The 17,332-nt window shown below is 69.7% G+C and carries 15 protein-coding genes and 1 pseudogene; 4 read left to right on the top strand and 12 right to left on the bottom strand.

Annotated elements, in window-relative coordinates; all coding sequences use genetic code 11:
* The first annotated feature begins 96 nt into the window (after positions 1 to 96).
* Complete coding sequence (locus tag ACFP3H_RS19520; protein WP_378608080.1) at positions 97 to 648, top strand: type II toxin-antitoxin system PemK/MazF family toxin; 552 nt, start codon at positions 97 to 99, stop codon at positions 646 to 648.
* A gap of 145 nt (positions 649 to 793) precedes the next feature.
* Here the strand turns inward: ACFP3H_RS19520 and ACFP3H_RS19515 are convergent, their stop codons facing one another.
* From ACFP3H_RS19515 to ACFP3H_RS19505, 3 genes are read right to left on the bottom strand one after another with little or no spacing between them, the layout of a single operon-like run.
* The gene (locus ACFP3H_RS19515; protein ID WP_378608078.1) at positions 794 to 1,636 is read right to left on the bottom strand and encodes a transglutaminase family protein; all 843 of its coding nucleotides are present in this window, start codon (positions 1,634 to 1,636) and stop codon (positions 794 to 796) included.
* Positions 1,633 to 2,610, bottom strand: coding sequence for an alpha-E domain-containing protein (locus ACFP3H_RS19510; protein WP_378608076.1), 978 nt, complete (start codon positions 2,608 to 2,610; stop codon positions 1,633 to 1,635). Before ACFP3H_RS19510 ends, ACFP3H_RS19515 begins: the two co-directional genes overlap by 4 nt.
* A 4-nt stretch (positions 2,611 to 2,614) precedes the next feature.
* Positions 2,615 to 4,240, bottom strand: a complete 1,626-nt coding sequence (locus ACFP3H_RS19505) for a circularly permuted type 2 ATP-grasp protein (protein WP_378608074.1) — start codon at positions 4,238 to 4,240, stop codon at positions 2,615 to 2,617.
* A gap of 313 nt (positions 4,241 to 4,553) precedes the next feature.
* On the opposite strand from ACFP3H_RS19505, the gene rpsT reads away from it, so the two are divergent.
* Together rpsT and ACFP3H_RS19495 are read left to right on the top strand one after the other, a co-directional pair.
* Positions 4,554 to 4,814 carry a 30S ribosomal protein S20 gene (rpsT, locus tag ACFP3H_RS19500; protein ID WP_378608072.1) on the top strand — a complete coding sequence of 87 codons (261 nt, stop codon included), beginning with the start codon at positions 4,554 to 4,556 and terminating at the stop codon, positions 4,812 to 4,814.
* Positions 4,815 to 4,929: 115 nt separating this feature from the next.
* Positions 4,930 to 5,175: a hypothetical protein gene (locus ACFP3H_RS19495; RefSeq protein ID WP_378608070.1), complete on the top strand. Its 246-nt coding sequence runs from the start codon at positions 4,930 to 4,932 to the stop codon at positions 5,173 to 5,175.
* A 6-nt stretch (positions 5,176 to 5,181) separates the two neighbouring features.
* On the opposite strand, the gene ACFP3H_RS19490 is transcribed toward ACFP3H_RS19495, so the two are convergent.
* From ACFP3H_RS19490 to ACFP3H_RS19470, 5 genes and pseudogenes are all read right to left on the bottom strand, one after another.
* Positions 5,182 to 6,381, bottom strand: a complete 1,200-nt coding sequence (locus ACFP3H_RS19490; RefSeq protein ID WP_378608068.1) for an LCP family protein — start codon at positions 6,379 to 6,381, stop codon at positions 5,182 to 5,184.
* A 162-nt stretch (positions 6,382 to 6,543) separates the two neighbouring features.
* Complete coding sequence (locus ACFP3H_RS19485; protein ID WP_378608416.1) at positions 6,544 to 6,954, bottom strand: bleomycin resistance protein; 411 nt, start codon at positions 6,952 to 6,954, stop codon at positions 6,544 to 6,546.
* A 5-nt stretch (positions 6,955 to 6,959) separates the two neighbouring features.
* A complete protein-coding gene (holA, locus tag ACFP3H_RS19480) occupies positions 6,960 to 7,931 on the bottom strand; it encodes a DNA polymerase III subunit delta (RefSeq protein WP_378608066.1) in 972 nt (323 codons plus the stop codon).
* 1,348 nt (positions 7,932 to 9,279) lie between these two features.
* Positions 9,280 to 10,932, bottom strand: a pseudogene (locus tag ACFP3H_RS19475) (ComEC/Rec2 family competence protein); the annotation flags it as partial.
* Between the two features lie 934 nt (positions 10,933 to 11,866).
* Positions 11,867 to 12,844, bottom strand: a complete 978-nt coding sequence (locus tag ACFP3H_RS19470; RefSeq protein ID WP_378608064.1) for a ComEA family DNA-binding protein — start codon at positions 12,842 to 12,844, stop codon at positions 11,867 to 11,869.
* Positions 12,845 to 13,022: 178 nt separating this feature from the next.
* On the opposite strand from ACFP3H_RS19470, the gene ACFP3H_RS19465 reads away from it, so the two are divergent.
* Complete coding sequence (locus ACFP3H_RS19465) at positions 13,023 to 13,646, top strand: DUF2332 family protein (RefSeq protein WP_378608062.1); 624 nt, start codon at positions 13,023 to 13,025, stop codon at positions 13,644 to 13,646.
* Positions 13,647 to 13,651: 5 nt separating this feature from the next.
* Here the strand turns inward: ACFP3H_RS19465 and lexA are convergent, their stop codons facing one another.
* The 4 genes from lexA to octT form a co-directional block, all read right to left on the bottom strand.
* Positions 13,652 to 14,305 (bottom strand): transcriptional repressor LexA, encoded by a 654-nt coding sequence (gene lexA / locus ACFP3H_RS19460; protein WP_378608060.1) that lies wholly within the window; start codon positions 14,303 to 14,305, stop codon positions 13,652 to 13,654.
* A 33-nt stretch (positions 14,306 to 14,338) separates the two neighbouring features.
* On the bottom strand, positions 14,339 to 14,836 hold the full coding sequence (locus tag ACFP3H_RS19455; RefSeq protein WP_378608058.1) for a GNAT family N-acetyltransferase: 498 nt from the start codon (positions 14,834 to 14,836) through the stop codon (positions 14,339 to 14,341).
* Between the two features lie 72 nt (positions 14,837 to 14,908).
* Positions 14,909 to 15,751, bottom strand: a complete 843-nt coding sequence (locus ACFP3H_RS19450; protein ID WP_378608056.1) for a DegV family protein — start codon at positions 15,749 to 15,751, stop codon at positions 14,909 to 14,911.
* Positions 15,752 to 15,754: 3 nt separating this feature from the next.
* Positions 15,755 to 17,332: diglucosylglycerate octanoyltransferase (gene octT / locus ACFP3H_RS19445; RefSeq protein ID WP_378608054.1), on the bottom strand; the 1,578-nt coding region annotated here is incomplete at its 5' end.

Here is a 17,332-nt window from a genome sequence, read left to right as displayed (position 1 = left end):
CGAGGGGTATCGGCGAACTGGGCCTATCGTCCCATGAGCCGAACTCCGCCCCTCTCACCGGTGCACCGAAGCGGGGGTCGGCGTTATATTTCACAGATGGCCAGCAGTTGGAACAGTCTCGGCAAACAACTCGGCGTCATCGCCAAGGAACAGGGGCCCAAGATCGTGCGCAAGCAGGGACCGCGGTTGCTCGAGAAGCTGGTGGACGTGCTGTCGACCAAGCCCGGACCCGCTGTGGCCGTGCGTCCGACGGCCTCCACGCCGGTGCCGACCGCCCATCGCGCCCGCCAGATCGTCTACTGCCCGCAGCTCGACGGGCGCGCCGATCCGGGCGAGATCGTGTGGACCTGGGTGCCCTTCGAGGAGGACCCGACCAACGGCAAGGACCGGCCGGTGCTGGTGGTCGGACGCGACCGCAGGACCCTGCTCGGGTTGATGCTGTCGTCACAGGCCGAGCGCGCCCACGATCACAACTGGGTCGGGATCGGGACGGGCCCGTGGGATCACGACGGGCGACCGAGCTGGGTGCGCCTGGACCGGGTGCTCGACGTTCCCGAGGACGGAATCCGTCGCGAGGGCGCCATCGTCGAACGCAAGACCTTCGACCTGGTCGCGCACCGCCTGGTCGCCGAATACAGCTGGAGCTGAATCGGTTTCGCGTCCAGCCCGAGCGGATCGGTGCTCGACGACTGGTCGGTGGTCCGCCGCGACTCCCGACCGGGCCGCGCGTTCACCACACCGACAACCCGGGGATCAGCTCTGGGCAGCGCTGATCCCCGGGCCTCGAGCAGTCCTACGCGAGCCGCGTGACCTCCACCACCACTTCCAGGTCGGTCGAGCCGCCCCCGGAGAACACGCCCTTCAACGGCGGCACGTCGGCGTAGTCGCGGCCGACCCCGACCGAGACGTGCTGTTCGTTGACGGCCAGATTGTTGGTCGGGTCATAACCCCACCACTGCCCGGTCCACGCCTCGATCCACGCGTGCGACTCCCCGGCCACGGTCTCGCCGATCTCCGCGCCCGCCTTCGGGTGCAGATACCCCGACACGTACCGGCTCGGAATTCCCATGCTGCGCAACAACACCAGCGTCAGGTGCGCGTAGTCCTGGCACACGCCGCGCCGCTCGGCGAACGCCTCGAGCGCGGAGGTGTGCACCGAGGTGGTGCCCGCGATGTAGTCCATCTCCTTGTGCACCCACTCGGCCGCGCGCACCACCGCCTTGGCGGGTTCCTCCCCGCGCGAGAGCTGCCGCGCCACCGTGGCCAGCTTGCGGTCGCGCGGCACATACGCGGTGGGACTGAGCATTTCGTCGAAGCGGTCGATGATGCGCCCGCCCTGCAACTCGTCCCAGGTCAGTTCCTCGGTGGGTTCGGCGAACGGCTCGGTCTCGACCACCGAGGACCCGGTCACCTCGAGTTCGGTGTGCGGTGCGTGCAGGTCGAAGGCCGTGACCGCGGTGCCCCAATAGTCGGTGTAGCGGTAAGCCCTTGTCGCGGGCACGGTTTCGACGCGATTGAGGATCACGTTCTGTCTGCTGTCGGCGCGCGGGGTGAGCCTGGCCTCGTTGAACGAGCGCGTCACGGGCGCGTCGTAGACATAACCGGTGGTGTGCACCACCCTGATCCGCCAACTCATAGCTCTCCCTCTACCTGCACGCGAACGTCCTGCTTGCTGCGCACGTCGGTCCACGCCACCCACGGGGCGGCATGGAAATACTGGCGTGACACGGCCTCACTGAGCTCGCGGCACGATTTCTGCAGGGCCAACAGGCGGGCCTGCAGGTCTTCCAACAACACACCGGGGGGCAGGAACTCGAGTTCGCTGCGGGCGCGGCCGAGCACGCGCTGGGCCTCGTGCCGGGCGCCGACGCGGCTGCCCGGTCGCTGATCGAGTTCGGTCAGGCACGCCTCAGCCACCCGCAGGGTGTGGAACACCGAGCGCGGGAACAGGCGGTCGATCAGGATGAACTCGGCGACCCTGGCGGCGTCGAGGGCGCCGCGGTGGGTGCGCAGGTAGGTGTCGTGCGCGCCCGCCGAGCGCAGCACGGTGACCCACGCCGGCGAGGACGTCTTGTCGCCCGCGCGCGAGAGCAGCAGGCGCACCATCATGTCGATGCGTTCGATCGAGCGCCCCAGCAGCAGGAAGCGGTAGCCGTCGTCGCGACTCAGGGTCGAGTCGGTGAGTCCGGTGAACATCGCCGCGCGGCCCTTGATGTAGGAGAAGAACTCGTGCGGGCCGAGCCCACGCGCGGCCTTCTCCGCCGCCGCCATGCCGTTGTAGGTGGCGTTGAGGCACTCCCACATCTCGCTGGAGGTGACCTCACGGGCACCGCGGGCGTTCTCGCGGGCCTTGGTGATGGAATCGCTGATCGAGACGCCGTGGGCGTGGCTGAACGCGACGAGGTCGGTGACCGACCACACGTCCAGGCGCAGGCCCTCGGGCGGTTCGATGCCGAGCACCTTGAGCAGCACGCGGGAGGTGCGGTCGGCGTCGACGGTGGCGTCCTCGAGCAGTTGGTGCACGGCGACGTCCAGGATGCGCGCGGTGTCGTCGGCGCGCTCGACGTATCGGCCGATCCAATAGAGGGATTCGGCGTTTCGAGCAAGCATGGTGTTATTCCCCGATCAGCCGCTGGGTCTGCTGTTGCTGCTGTTGTTGCTGGTTGGCCTGCGGCGTACTGAGTTCGCGACCCAGTTCGAACGAATCGGCCTGCGGCGGTTCGCTGACCAGCTCGTCACCGGCCAGTTCGCGTTCGTCGGTGCCCGAGCGCGCGGCCAGCACCCAGGTGTCCTTGCTGCCGCCGCCCTGGCTGGAGTTCACCACCAGCGAGCCCTCGGGCAGCGCGACGCGGGTGAGCCCACCGGGCAGCACCCAGATGTCCTCCCCGTCGTTGACGGCGAACGGGCGCAGGTCCACGTGGCGCGGCGCGAGGTCGTTGCCGATCTTGGTCGGCACGGTCGAGAGCTGCACCACCGGCTGCGCGATCCAGCCGCGCGGATCGGCCTTGACCTTGCGTTTGATCGCCTCGAGCTCGCGCGCGGTGGCGTCGGGGCCGATCACGATGCCGTAGCCGCCGGAACCCTCGACCGGCTTGATCACCAGTTCGGCGACCCGGTCGAGCACCTCCTCGCGTTCGTCGTCGAGCCAGCAGCGGAAGGTGTCGACATTGCCCAGGATCGGCTTCTCGCCGAGGTAGTACTCGATGATCTGCGGCACGTAGGTGTAGATGAGCTTGTCGTCACCGACGCCGTTGCCGACCGCGCTCGAGATCACCACATTGCCCGCGCGCGCGGCGTTGAGCACCCCGGCGACGCCGAGCACGGAATCGGGCCGGAAGTGCATGGGGTCGAGGAAGGTGTCGTCGATGCGCCGGTAGATCACGTCGACCTGGCGCTCGCCCGCGGTCGTGCGCATGTAGACGACGTTGTCGCGGCAGAACAGGTCGCGCCCCTCCACCAACTCCACGCCCATCTGTCTGGCGAGCAGCGAGTGTTCGAAGTAGGCGGAGTTGTGCACGCCCGGGGTGAGCACCACCACGGTCGGGTCGGCCTCGTTGGGCGCCGCCGAGGCCCGCAGCGCGCGCAACAGGTGGCCGGGGTAGTCACCCACCGCGCGGACCCGGTGCGAGGAGAACAGATCGGGGAACACCCGGGCCATCGTGCGCCGGTTCTCCATGACATAGGACACGCCCGACGGGGAGCGCAGATTGTCCTCGAGGACCCGGAAGTCGCCCTTCTCGTCGCGGACGAGGTCGATGCCGGAGACATGGATGCGCACCCCGTTGGGCGGGACCAGCCCGGCCGCTTCCCGATGGAAGTGTTCACACGAGGTCACGAGCCGCTTGGGGATCACCTGGTCGCGCAGGATGTTCTGCTCGCCGTAGACGTCGGCGAGGAACAGCTCCATCGCGGTGACCCGCTGCTTGATCCCGCGCTCGAGTTTGGCCCACTCGGCGGCGGCGATGACACGCGGCACGAGGTCGAGCGGGAAGGGCCGCTCCTGGCCCGACAGCGAGAAGGTGATGCCCTGATCGATGAACGCCCGGTCCAACGCGTCGGAGCGTTTGGCCAGGTCATCGACGTCGTTGGCGACCATCGCGGCATGGATTCCCCGGTACGGCGCCCGGACCTTGCCCGAGCGTTCGAACATCTCGTCGAACGCGTCAGCGAACCGGCCGGGGCCGTATCCCTCGAACAATCCGGTGTGCGTGGAAGCCGGATGCCCGTTCGTTCTCACCATCGCCGGTGATGCAGATCGAGCCGTACTCGGCGCAGTGGTGGAGGTCATGACAAAAACTGTGCATCACCCGGCAGCAGCGTCGTGTGAGACGCAGGTAAATTCTTTGCATCACCTCCGATATATACGAATCCGGCGAGCGCGCCCCGGCGCTGTTCGTCGCGGGGGCCGATTTCGTCGGGGGATGGCGAGCTGGTAACCTCGATCTTCGGCGCGGTGTTACCCGTAGTTCAGCACCATCTGCTGCATCGTGGGCGCGCGCCCGACGAGCTTTCACCGAACACCACCCAGCGACAGGAAACCAGAGGATACAGGCGTGGCCAACATCAAATCCCAGATGAAGCGGATCCGTACCAACGAGGAAGCGCGCAAGCGTAACCAGTCGGTCAAGTCCGCGCTGCGCACCGCGATCCGCAACTTCCGTGAGGCCGCTGCCAGCGGTGACAAGGAAAAGGCTGTTGCCCAGCTGCAGTTCGCGAGCCGCAAGCTCGACAAGGCCGCGTCCAAGGGCGTCATCCACGCCAACCAGGCGGCCAACAAGAAGTCCGCGCTCGCGCTGGCTCTGAACAAGATCTGATTCGTCGGCGAGCCCGGTGCTCGCTGATCGACGACAACGCAAGACGCAGCCGTCGTGGCCTCGATGACCACGGCGGCTTTTGTCGTACCGCCACCCGGGGGCTACCATTCGCGCCATGTTGACGGTGTACGCGAATCAGACAGTGGTACGAGGCGATGACCTGGCCGAGGTGATCCGCGCGGCGGAGATCCTGGGCATCGGGCTCAAGATCGAGAACGTGATGGTGCCCGACGAGGACGACGGTCTGTCCCTGGCCTGGATCGTCACCCGGGAAGACGAAGTGCCGCTCTACGACGAGTGGGAGGGCCGCTGCGACGACCTCGAGGACGACGAGGAGCCGCTGGCCGTCGTCGGCGAGTGAGTCGGCTCAGTTCACGCAGGGCACCTGGCCCGAGGTGATGTCGCTGCGGACCGGTTTGCCCACGTCGGGTGTTTCGCGCACCGAGGTGGTCGCGCCGGTCTGCCAGCCGCCCGTCTTCTCCGACCAGGTGGGCGGTGCCGACGTGCGCGAGGAGGAGCGCTGGGTGGTGCTCGTGGGCACCGGCAGGCCGAAGGCGATGGCGATCTCGCGGCGGATGGCCTGTTTGTCCACGATGTTGACCGACTGACCGTTGATCACGTCGTAGCGCAGCACCGGCAGGGTGCGGAACTCGACCTCCGGGTCGTCGGTGGTGCCGAGGGTGCGCACGAAATCGGTCATGTTCCAGCCGTCGGAGAGCACGATATTGCGGTGGGCCACGTCCATCAGGGCGCTGAGTTTGCCGGGGTCGGTGAGGGTGCCCGCGCTGCGCAACTGCCGGGCGACCGAGGTCAGGAACGCCTGCTGGCGGTGGGTGCGGTCCAGATCGCCGTTCTCCAGGCCGTGCCGCTGCCGGACGAAAGCCAGGGCCTGGGCGGGGTCGAGGTGCTGGCGACCCGCGGGGAAATCGGCCCCGGAGAACTCCGAGTCCTTGACCGGCTTGTTCAAGCAGACCTCCACCCCGCCCAGCGCGTCGGCCAGATCGTAGAAGCCCGCCAGCGTGACCTCGGCGAACCGATCGATCGGCGCACCCGTCAGGTCCCGCACGGCCGCCACGATCGAGGCCCGACCCGCTTCCCGACCCGCCTGCTCGAGCTCGCGCCGATCGGTGACGCCGTCGTCCATCATCTGGTCCTGCACGGCCGCCTTCTTCAACCCGTACGCCTCCTTGATCTTGGCGTGGGTGTAGCCGGGGATGCCGCTGACCGGCACATAGTCGTCGCGCGGGATGGACACCGCGACGATCTTGTCCATCGCGGCCGGAATATGGACCAGGATCAGGGTATTGGCGTTGTAGCCGCCCTCGTCACCGTCGCCGGCGTGTAGTTGCTCGAGGATCTCGGGCGAGAGTTCGTCGCCGTTGTGATCGCGGCGGGTGTCCAACCCGATCAGCAGGATGTTGATGTCACCACCCAGCGAGTGCGGTGCGTCCTCCCCGATCGCGTACGACCGCAGGAACCCGGCGTCGAAACTGCCCGCCGTCGACCACCCGTACGCGGTCACCATCACCACCACCGCCGACAACAGCGCCGCGAACCCCTTCACCACCTGCCGAGCAACACGCCCCGCCGAACCCCGAGCGCGTCGACCGCGCCCGCTACGTCCGTTCCGGCTCCCAGTCGACTCCGCCATCTCATGATCAACTGTGCCAGCTGTAAGACCGGACAGACATCGCGATTCGGTCCCGATTGGGGTGACGCGCGGCGCCGGTCAATGCTGCCGCGTGCCCAGATCCTGCGAAATCCGCAGCAGATAGCCGTCCGGATCTTGCACTGCGAACTGGCGCACCCCGACGGCATCGGCGCTTCGCCGGTACCAGCGGTCTTCCAGCGGGAGGTAGAGAGTCACGCCGACGGCGGTGACGGCAGTGTGCACCGCGGTGACGTCGTCCACGTCGATGGTGAGATTGATGCCGCGCCCGTAGGGGTGTTCGAGCGGCGCGCGCGGGTAGAGGCGGTCATGGTCGGTCGGTTGTTCGAGCATGAGGTCGGCGCCGTCACGTTCGAGGTAGGCGAAACGCTCCTCGGGTCGCTCGTATCGGATGCCGAATCCGAGTAGGCGGTAGAACTCCAGGCTGGCCCGAAGATCCGAGCAGATGAGTTCAGGTATCAACCGGGGCATGGGGTTCAGCCGGTGGCGCGCAGGTCGAGGATGCGGGCGAGGGCGTGTTCCACGGCGTAGGTGGCGTCGGCGGCACCGCCTTTGACGTCGGCGTTGAGGGTGGCGACGACCTGCAGGGCGGTGCCGATGGTGGTGGGGTTCCAGCCGCGGGCTTGAGCCTGGGCCTTCTTCACCTTCCAGGGGGGCATGCCGAGTTTCTGGGCGAGGGCGAAGGGGTCGCCGCGACCCGCCGAGCCGACCTTGGCGATGGTGTGCACGGAGTCGGCGAGGGCGTCGGCCAGCAGGACGTGCGGGACGCCGCGGTCGGTGGCCCAGCGCAGCGCCTCCATCGCGCCACGGCGATCGCCTGCCACGGCGAGTTCGGCGACGTCGAAACCGGTCACCTCGGCGCGGCCGGAGTAGTAGCGGCGGACCGCGTTCGCGTCGACCTTGCCGCCGGTGTCGGACACCAATTGCGAACAGGCGGCGGCCAATTCGCGCAGCTCCGACCCGACCGACTCGAGCAGTACCTGCACGACCTCGGGTGAGACCTTGACCCCGACGGCCCGGAACTCGCCACGCACGAACTCCACCCGCTCGGTGGCCTTGGTGAGCTTGGCGCACTCGTGGACGGTCGCGCCCTTCTTCTGCAACGCGGGGGCCAGGGCCTTGGCGCGACCACCGCCGGAGTGCAGCACCATCAGCACCACGCCCTCGGGCGGGTCCGCCGCCGCCTCGGTGATCACCGCCACCGCGTCCTTGCCCGCCTCCGCGGCCGACTCGAGCACGATCACCCGGTCCTCGGCGAACAGCGACGGGCTCAACAGTTCCGCCAGCTCGGCGGTGCTCGCGTCCCCGGCCCGCAGTCGATCCACCGGCACCGAGTCGGGGTCGGGGGCGCCCGCGCGCACCTGCGCGGTCACCTTCGCGATCGCACGTTCGACCAGCAGTTCCTCGTCGCCGAGGACCAGGTGCACCGAGGCAGGGCGTTCGCTCACGAGCCGATCCTACGGAGGGGCGCCGACAGGTGAGCGCGCGCGGCGTGCGGTGGGCTGATCTCGGGGCGCGGTTCCGGTGCGGGGTCCCATCGCCCGTGCCGTCACCTTTCCGCCGCGGCCCCCGACGGCGGGCGGTGACGGTTCGTAGGTCGGCGCCGGTGCCCACCACCATCACGTCGCCGTCGAGGTCTGTCCGCGCGACCGTGGCGCCGAGCGCGGTCAGTGTGGTGGTCACCGTGGGGTGTGGGTGACCGAAGCTGTTCCCCGCGCCCGCACTGACCAGGGCCAGTCGCGGAGCCACCGCGCGCAGGAATTCCGGTGTGGTGGTGCGAGATCCGTGATGGGGGACCTTGAGAATGTCGGCCCGCACGTTCGCGGTACGCAGCACTCGCCGCTGCGCCTCGGCCTCGATGTCCCCGGTGAACAGTGCGGTCCCGGCCGGCGTCCGCGCCCGCACCACCAACGATCGATCGTTGGCCTCATCGCCCGCCAACGAAGTCGGCACTCTCCTTTCCGGTCCCAACACCGTCAATTCCACCGCCCCGAACGTCAGCACGTGTCCGGCGAACAGTTCCATCAGCGAGACCCCGGCTTCCCCGGCCAGCTCCACCACCCGCTCCACACCGCCGCTCTCCCCGCCGTGATCATGCGAATCCGCCTGTTCCCCCGCCTGTTTCCCGAGTGCCTTGTCGTCACCCGTCAGCCACTCCCCCGGCGTTCCGCTAGGGCAGATCCTCTCTCCTGATCCCCGGGACGTATCCGCCTGTTGCCGCGGCGGGATTCGGCCCGACCCGCCGTTGTGCTGCGCTGACCCGGCAAGAGCGCTGGACCCGTCCGGCGGCGGCTCATCCATGTCGGCCGAGGGTTGTGGTGCCGAGGTCGGGTGGAGGGCGATCCCGGACCGGCTCGGCGACGGCTGATCTGCGCCGGTGGAGCGTGGCTGCGGTGCCGAATCGGGTCGCCCGGCGGCCCCAGAGCGCGTTGGCGACAGTTCCTCCGCGGCCGCCGAGTGTGGCGGTGGAGCCGCGCTCGGGCGGAGGACAGCACCAGCCTGGCCGGGCGGCAGGTGATCCCCGCCGGGCGAGTGGGGCTGTGGTGCCGAGGTCGGGTGGGCAGCAATCCCGGACCGGGTCGGTGGCGGCTGATCCGGGCCGGTCGAGTGGGGCTGTGGTGTCGAGGTCGGGTGGGCAGCGATCCCGGACCGGGTCGGTGACGGCTGATCCGGGCCGGTCGAGTGGGGCTGTGGTGTCGGGAGGGGGTGGGTGGTGGCGCAGGTTCGGGCGATGGCGGGGCGGAGTTCTCCGGGGGCGGTGGCGATGGCGTCGACGGTGCGGCCGCGGAGGGCGCCGGCGAGGCCGTTGATGTGGTCGGCGTGGGGGTGGGTGAGGATCAGTAGTGGGATGTGGGTGATGTCCAGGCGGTCCAGGCAGGTGCGGATCGCGCGGGAGTCGGGGCCGACGTCGATGACGATCGCGGCGCCCGGCGCGACCGAGAGCGCGAATCCGTCGCCCTGGCCCACATCGCACATCGCGAGCACCCAACCCGACGGCGGCCAACCGGGTTGCAGAAGACGCACGGGGAGCAGCACGATCGCGATCCCCAGCGCGGTCACCGCCAGGAGTCGGCGGGTGCGCGACCACCACAGCGCCCCGACCAGCGCGACGACGACCGCCGTGGCGACCAGTCCCCCAACGGCACCGCCCGGCACCTTCATCATCGCGCCCGGCACCGCCGCCGAATGGTCCGCGACCCCGAGCAACCACCACATCGGCGGTCGGGCGCACCACAGCACCCACACCGCGCCCTCGCCCCACACGCACGCGACCACCGCGCCCACGGCTCCGATCACCGTGATCATCCCGACCACCGGCGCGACGAGCGCGTTGGCCACGATCGCGACCAGACTCACCTTTCCCGACAGCGCGACCAACAGCGGCACCGTGACGACGAACGCGGCCGCCGACACCGCGACGATCTCCGCCGGTGCTCGCCACCACCCGCGCGCCCGCAGCCAGTCCGCCCAGCTCGGCGCGAGCAGGATCAGTCCGGCCGTGGCCGACACCGACAGGGCGAATCCGGCGCTGACCGCTAATTGCGGTGCGACAGCGAGCAATCCGATCACCGCCCCGCACAGGGCCGGTAGTGCCTGTTTCCGTCGACCGGTGAGCAAGGCCAGCACGGTCACCGACCCCATCGCCGCCGCGCGCAGCACGCTCGGGTCCGGGCGGGCGATCACCACGAACATCACGACCACCGCCGTGGCCGCCGCCGCACTGACCCGGGGGCCCGCCGTGAGTAGCCGGGTGAGTGCGAGCAGTGCTGTCAGGATGATCGTGAAGTTCGCCCCGCTGACCACGCAAAGATGCTGGAGCCCTGCGATTTCGAACGCATCGCGCACTTCCGTGGACAGCGCCGAGGTGTCGCCCACGACGAGCGCGGGCAGCAGCCCCGCCGCAGCCGGCGGCAGGGCACGCCCCGCAGCATCGACGAGATCACCTCGGACACTCGCGGCGAACCGCTGCCACCACGGCGGCACACCGATCCGTTCCGGTGCCTCCGCCCCGCGCAGGGTGGCCACCGTCAGATCCGCGCGGTTGGGTTCACTCACCTCCGCCCGAAACCGCACCGCCTGACCCGGCGACAGCTGTGCCCAGTCACTTCCCATGGCGAGCACTACCACCGCGCCGCCGGCCTCCGTCCACCCCTGCCCGCGCCCGAACTCCCGCAGCGCGGCCTTCACGATCCACCGCCGCTCACCCCCGAACGTGCTGCCGCGCATCGGCTTCGCGTCATCGGTGACCACCGCGACCACGGTCACCGAACGTCCGAACGCCTCCCGCAGCGGATGTGACCGCACATGATGCTCCCGCCAAGCCCCCGCCACCCCGAATCCCACACTCAGCACCGTCGCCGCCAACCCCACCACCGCGACCACCCGCCACCGCTCCCGCCCGCGCGCCACCGCCCACCGCCGCACCACCCACCACCCGGTAGCCCCCATCGCCGCCACCCCGGCCACCACCAACCCCGCCACCCAGCCCACCGTGATCGCCACGATCGTCACTCCCCAACACCCCAGCGCCGCAGGCACCAACCGCATATCGAGCACCTGCCGCTCGGTCTCCTCCACCCCCTCCCCCCGCTCGGCCTCCCCGCCACGCAGCCCCCGCTCCACCCGACCCAACGCCTCCCCCAACACCCCCCGATCCACCCGCCGCCCTCCTTCCCCGATCACCAGCCCGCCCCCTCCAACGCATCACGCCCGACCTCGACAACCGCCAGTCCATTCCTCGCGCCCGGTCCCGCCTGACCCCCTTTCCGCCGTCAGTTCGCTCTCCGCCCTTTCCGCCGTCAGCTCGCTCCCCGCCCTTTCCGTCAGCTCGCTCCCCGCCCGTTCCGCCGTCAGTTCGCTCCCGGCCCGTGCCTCCGAACGACCACTCCCCCAGACGCCTCGCCGGCCTCCAACGCCCCGTATCGGTTCGCCATGCCCAACCTGGCCTCGACCCGCCCGGTCGTCACAACCCGAACGGGCGGCTCGGGATGCCCGACGACTTCGGTGGCGCCGGGATCGGACCGCTGCCCAGCCCCGACCGCATCAACCGGCCCCGTCGTCACGGCTCGACTTTGCCCTCCGGGACTTCCCCTCAGCTCGGTCATCGGCACAACGGTTCTCGCCCAAACCTTTCGAGCACACCGGCGGGAGGGCATCGTTCGGGTCTGATGTGCAGGTCGGGGGATCAGGTGTGGTGCTGTGGCTCTCGTGTCGCGCGCACGGCCAGATCGGGCAGTTCATGTGGTCACGTCCGGGTGTTGGGTTGTGCGTTCGAGTTCGGTCAGGGCGATCGCTACGCCGAAGTCACGCACCGTCGTCGCGGGGAAGTGATCCGTTGAGGGGCGGCGCGGTTCCTGCCACTCGGGTGGGCCGACCAGCCGCATCATGTCGTCACCAGGTCGCGGAGGCGGGCCAGGCGGGCGGGGCCGATGCCGTCGACTTCGCCGAGTTGGGCTACGTCGGTGAAGCGGCCGTTGGTCGAGCGCCACGCGAGGATCGCTTTGGCGGTAACCGGGCCGACGCCGGGGAGGGCGTCCAGTTCGGCCTCGGTGGCGGTGTTGAGGTCGACGCGGGACTTGCCGGCGCCCGCGCCGCCGGAGACCGGCCCGGTCGTGGGCGAGCCCGACGTGCTGGAACCACCGGTGGTCGACGCGTCCGGTGCGTGACCCGCGCCGATCGTGGTGCTGCCCACGCGGGGTTGGCCCGCTCGAGGATCGGCGGTGCCGATCACCACCTGGTCACCGTCGGACAGGCGTTGGGCCAGGTTCAGCCCCGCCAGGTCGGCGCCTTCGCGGGTGCCACCTGCCATGTCGATGGCGTCGGCGACCCGGGAGCCGTCCGGAAGGCGGTGCAGCCCGGCCCTTTCCACCAGACCGACGACGCTCACCACGACTTCTGCGGGGGTGCCCGACCCCGGCCCGGTGACCGCGGACACCGCGAGGGTCGGATCCGCAGGGGCAGCGATGCTTTCGGCACGCAGGACCGGAACCGGCGGCACGGCCCGCGCGACCGGCTGATCGCGCAGCACCAGCACGCCGGTCAGCACCACCGCGATCACCCCGACCAACCCGAGCACCACCGCACCGCGTCGACCCGGATCCAACCGAGCTTCCCGAAAGCGCTCGGGCACCAACCGCTTTCGCCCGGCGGAGCCGCCGTCGTCGAGCCACCCCGGCGTTCCGACCGGATCCGAGGAGGGCGCGAGTTCGTCATCGTCCCAATGACCTTCGCCATCACCGCGTGGGTCGCCCGCACCGGAACGCGACTCGGGACCGTGCGGTGGCGGACTGTCCGCCCGTTCCCGCACCGCCAACCCACCCAACCGCTGCCGTACCCGCTCGTGCTCTTCGTGTCGTGACATGGGATCGACGCTATGCCGACGCCGCTCCCGCGCTATCCGGCCGACCTGGGCAAACAAGAAACCTGTGGATAACTTTTTCCCTGTGGATAACTCCCCTTCATGAGCCTTCGCAGGCGGAGTCTCGTCGACCTGAGTGGATACGGTGCGCGCATGGCCGAATCGACGTACTCAGGTAGATATGGAACTCGCACAACGATTTCGCGACTTCGCGCTCCGCGAGGCACGCGACAACTCGGCGCTGTACCACAGGCGCGCACTCGATATCAGCGCGGACCCGGTGGTGTTGGCGCTGATCAACGAATTGCCCACGGACAAGCGACAACCCAACCTGGTCCTGGCTGCCGCGCGAGTGAACGGCGCGACCGCGGTTCCCTACGCCGAGTACCGCGAGCAGGTACGGGCGAACTGGGCGGCGATCTCGGCAACCGCACTGCGCCGACGAACACAGACGAACGAGGCGGGCCGAGCAGCCACCCTGCTCCCCGTCCTCACCCAGCTCCCCGGTCCCCTCGCACTCGTCGAAGTCGGCACCTCAGCCGGACTATGCCTGTACCCGGACCGTTTCAGCTACCGCTACGACGCAACCGCACTGGATCCGCTCGATGGCCCATCACGAGTCATGTTGACCTGCACCACCACCGGCCCGGTCCCGATCCCGGACCGACTCCCCGGGGGCTCGTCGACCGGTTGCCCCCCGCGCGACACCGAGGCAGCGGCCCGGTTGGTGCTCGCGCTCGACGACGAACCGTTGGCTTACGCCGGACCGCACGGGCAGTCGCTGGACTGGTTCGGTCCGGCGTAGCGGGGTCAGAGGCGGCGCATCACCGAGACGACGCGGCCCAGAATGATCGCTTCGTCGCCGTCGATGACGGAGTAGGCGGGGTTGCGGGGTTCGAGGAGGACGTGGCCGTTGCGGCGGCGGTAGACCTTGACGGTGGCTTCCTCGCCGATCATGGCGGCCACGATGTCGCCGGAGTTGGCCTCGCGCTGGCTGCGGACCACGACGAGGTCGCCGTCGCAGATCGCGGCGTCGATCATCGAGTCGCCGCGCACGCGCAGGCCGAAAACCTCACCGCGGCCGACCAGTTCGCGCGGGAGGGTCATGACGTCGTCGGGGTTGTGTTCGGCGAGGATCGGGGTGCCCGCGGCGATGTCACCGACGACGGGGACCGAGACCGAGGCGTCGGAATCGGCGCCGGTGGACGAGCCGCGCAGGAACAGGCGCGTGTCGATGGGACGGGTGACGGTGGACGAGCGACGCAGATACCCGTCGTCCTCCAGGGCCGCCAGGTGCCGGGACACCGTGGAGGTGGATCGCAAGCCCACCGCGTCGGCGATCTCCCTCGTGCTGGGCGCGTAGCCGTGGGCGAGTACCGAATCCCTGATCACAGCCAGGATGTGTTGCCTGCGGGGCGGCAGGTTCGCGGCGTCGAAATGGTCGAAGTCGTCGTATCCGGTCATCGGGGAATCGTAGAACCACCCGCGAGCACGACCTCAGTCCAGGTTCCTCGCGAAGCAGTTCGACAGCGGCAGCACGTGATACGGCGCGAACAGCGGAATCCGGTGGTAGCCGCTGCGCTCGTAGAAGCGCACCGCGTCGGGCTGCAGATGCCCGGTCTGCAGGATCAGCCGCGGCCGGCCAACTTCGCGCGCGGCGGCTTCGGCGGCGCGCAGCAGCGCGGTCGCGGTGCCGGTGCCCCGGTAGGCGGGGCGCACGAACATGCGCTTGAGTTCGAGGTCGCCGTCGTTCCACCGCACGGCGGCGTGACCGGCGGGTTCGGTGTCGGAGTAGGCGACGAAGGTGCGGTACACGGTGTCGAGGTCGACCGCGTTCGGAGTGAGTCCGCGTTCACCGAGCTCGAGGTAGGCGTAGCGCGGGCCGACCTCGGCCGACATCTCCGCGCGCAGCGTCTCGGCATCGGGGTCGTCCCAGTCGACCGTGCGCACGCGCAACGGCACGTCGAGTTGGGGTGTGGCAGAGGTGCGGTCCATACCGTCCACGGTAGGCAGGCCGGGGCCCACACCGGAGGGATTCTCCTCAGCGAGATTCTGACCCGGCACGGCTCAGGCACATCCGCCGGGCAGCACCGCGACCGCGAGCGCGCCGACACCGAGATGCACGCCGAGCGCGGGACCGAACTCGGCCACATGGAGTTCGCGCACGTCGGGCAGCTGCTCGCGCAGCTGTGCCACCAGGGTCTCGGCGGCTTCGGGCGCACCGAGGTGCTGGATGCCGAGCGCGGCGCCGTCGAGAGCCGCCGCGTCCACCGCGGCGTCGACCAGCTTGTTGTAGGCCCGCGACCTGGTCCGCACCTTCTCGCGCAGTTCGAGTTTGCCCTCCACCAGCTGCAACAGCGGCTTGGTCACCAGTTCACTGCCGAAGAACGCCGCCGCGCTGCTCAGCCTGCCGCCCTTGCGGAGCTGTTCGGTCCGGTTGACCAGGATGAACGTGCGCATCTTGCTCGCCGCGGCTACCGCGCGTTCGTAGACCGCGTCCACCGCGTCGCCCGCCCTGGCGCGCCGCGCGGCCGCCAGCACCGGCAGCCCGGTCGCCAGGCCGGCGCCGAGCGAATCGACAACGCGCACACGACTTTCGGCGCCCATATCGCGCACCGCCTGTCGACCCGATTCCCAGGTCGCCGACAATCGGCGCGACAGGTGAACGGCCACTACGCCGTCGCCGTCGCTGTGGTCGAGCGCGCGTTCGTAGGCCTCGCGCAGCTCGCCGGGGGACGCGGCCGAGGTGGTGACCGAATCCGCCGTGTAATCGATCTCGATGGGATCGATGCCCTCGCGGATCTCGCGCTCACCGACGAGAACGTGCAACGGCACCACTTCGATACCGAGCTCGGCGACGAGGTCCGCGGACAATCCCGCCGCCGAATCGGTGACCACGACAACGGCCACGGACTACTTGACCTCCTGCAACGCCTTGGTCATCGCCGTCGCGACCGCGGCGTGCCCCGCCCAACCCCAGTGGATGCCGTCGGGGTTGGCCGAACCGGATTCGATGTCCTCACGCACGGCCTCGCCGAGATCCACCAGCGGCACCGAGGTGCGCCCGGACCACGCCTGCAGCGCCTTTACCGCACGGGCCCGACCACGATGCACGCGGCCGTAGGCCTCGCACCGATGCACCGACGGCAACACCGCCACCACCGGCAACTCCGGCCGCAGGTGGTTCAGGGCGGTACGCGACTGCTCGAGATAGTCGACGCTGACCCGGGGCGGAAGGGCAACGGGGCGACCGAGTTTGGACAGCTTGGGCTGCAACCAGTTGTAGGAGGCACGCACACCACGGCGCAGACGCGGCGGTCGGATGTAGCGGATCATCTCGCGCAGCGCGGTCGGCAGCGGCGAGGGCAGGGTGTCCATGCCGCCGACCGCGAAGACGACCGCGCCGGCGCGGGGCACCGCGGCCCACACCCGGGGGTCGCCGATCAGCGCCCAGTAGGCGTCGCGGCAGGTCCAGCCGATCCGGGCGATCAGTTCGACATCCCAATCGAGTTCGGCGGCAACCATATTCGGCCAGATCCGGGGATCGTCGGCGGGCAGGCCGCCCTTGGGGCCGTAGTAGGCGAGGGAGTCGGCGATCACCAGCAGCACCGGACGCGGAGCCGCGGACTCGACCGGGCGCGGGGCCGCGACCTGCTGAACCAGCGGGGCCTCGGTGGTCGCCACCGTGGTGGATTCCTCCTGGCGCGCAGGGGATTCCAGGACCGAGGTGGAAAGAGTCGGCTCGGCGAGCAGTGGAGCCGCGGGCGCGAGTTCGGCCGGTTCCGCGTCGACCGAGGCGGGGGCGGAGGCGAGAGTGTCCGTGGCGGTCGTCGGTGCGATGACGGCAACGGGGACAGCGGAACTGTCGACAGCTTCCGTGGAATTCGGTGCCGCGGAGGCGACTACCCGGGCAGTCGAACCGTCGACAGCCACCGCAGCGGAATCATCGACTGCGCCCGTCGCGGTCGGTGCCGCGGAGACGACGGCCGGGCCGGCGGAATCGCCGACCGCCCCCGTGTCGATCGGTGCCGCGGAGACGGCTACCTGGGTTGCGGCACTGTCGATCTCCCCCGTGGGGGTCGACCCTGCGGCGGAACTGTCGGCGACCTCGGTCGAAGTCTCGACCGTGGATCCGCCGACCGGCGCGGCCGAAGTATCTACGTCCACCGTGGACTCGGCCGCCTGAACGAGGGGGGCCGCACCGGCGGTGACGGAATCTTCCTGCGCACCAAGCGGATCGACTATCGGGTGCTCGCCCGCTGCCTCCGGCGCCTCATTGCCGACGGCATTTACAGCGGCAGAAGCGTTCTCGGAGACGGTATCGGAGTCAGAATGCGCCGCAGTCGAATCAGCGACGGTAGCCGTAGTCTCCTGGACTTCGTCCGCTGCGACGGCATCTTCCTGCCCCGCAACAGAATTCGAGGCAGGATCGGCGGCGTCCTCACCGTCGGAGCCCGCAACCGGGTCGGAATCCGCCGTCCCCGAGCCGGA

Source organism: Nocardia lasii (assembly GCF_042658545.1).
Taxonomy (GTDB): domain Bacteria; phylum Actinomycetota; class Actinomycetes; order Mycobacteriales; family Mycobacteriaceae; genus Nocardia; species Nocardia lasii.
This window is presented reverse-complemented; position numbering and strand designations above follow the sequence as displayed.

What these genes read in the sequence shown, in the direction of transcription:
- ACFP3H_RS19495 (WP_378608070.1), top strand. Translation starts at nt 4,930, where the DNA reads ATGTTGACGGTGTACGCGAATCAGACAGTGGTACGAGGCGATGACCTG.
- ACFP3H_RS19505 (WP_378608074.1), bottom strand. Translation starts at nt 4,240, where the DNA reads ATGGTGAGAACGAACGGGCATCCGGCTTCCACGCACACCGGATTGTTC.
- ACFP3H_RS19470 (WP_378608064.1), bottom strand. Translation starts at nt 12,844, where the DNA reads ATGTCACGACACGAAGAGCACGAGCGGGTACGGCAGCGGTTGGGTGGG.
- ACFP3H_RS19515 (WP_378608078.1), bottom strand. Translation starts at nt 1,636, where the DNA reads ATGAGTTGGCGGATCAGGGTGGTGCACACCACCGGTTATGTCTACGAC.
- lexA (WP_378608060.1), bottom strand. Translation starts at nt 14,305, where the DNA reads ATGACCGGATACGACGACTTCGACCATTTCGACGCCGCGAACCTGCCG.
- ACFP3H_RS19510 (WP_378608076.1), bottom strand. Translation starts at nt 2,610, where the DNA reads ATGCTTGCTCGAAACGCCGAATCCCTCTATTGGATCGGCCGATACGTC.
- ACFP3H_RS19485 (WP_378608416.1), bottom strand. Translation starts at nt 6,954, where the DNA reads ATGCCCCGGTTGATACCTGAACTCATCTGCTCGGATCTTCGGGCCAGC.
- ACFP3H_RS19520 (WP_378608080.1), top strand. Translation starts at nt 97, where the DNA reads ATGGCCAGCAGTTGGAACAGTCTCGGCAAACAACTCGGCGTCATCGCC.
- ACFP3H_RS19465 (WP_378608062.1), top strand. Translation starts at nt 13,023, where the DNA reads ATGGAACTCGCACAACGATTTCGCGACTTCGCGCTCCGCGAGGCACGC.
- ACFP3H_RS19455 (WP_378608058.1), bottom strand. Translation starts at nt 14,836, where the DNA reads ATGGACCGCACCTCTGCCACACCCCAACTCGACGTGCCGTTGCGCGTG.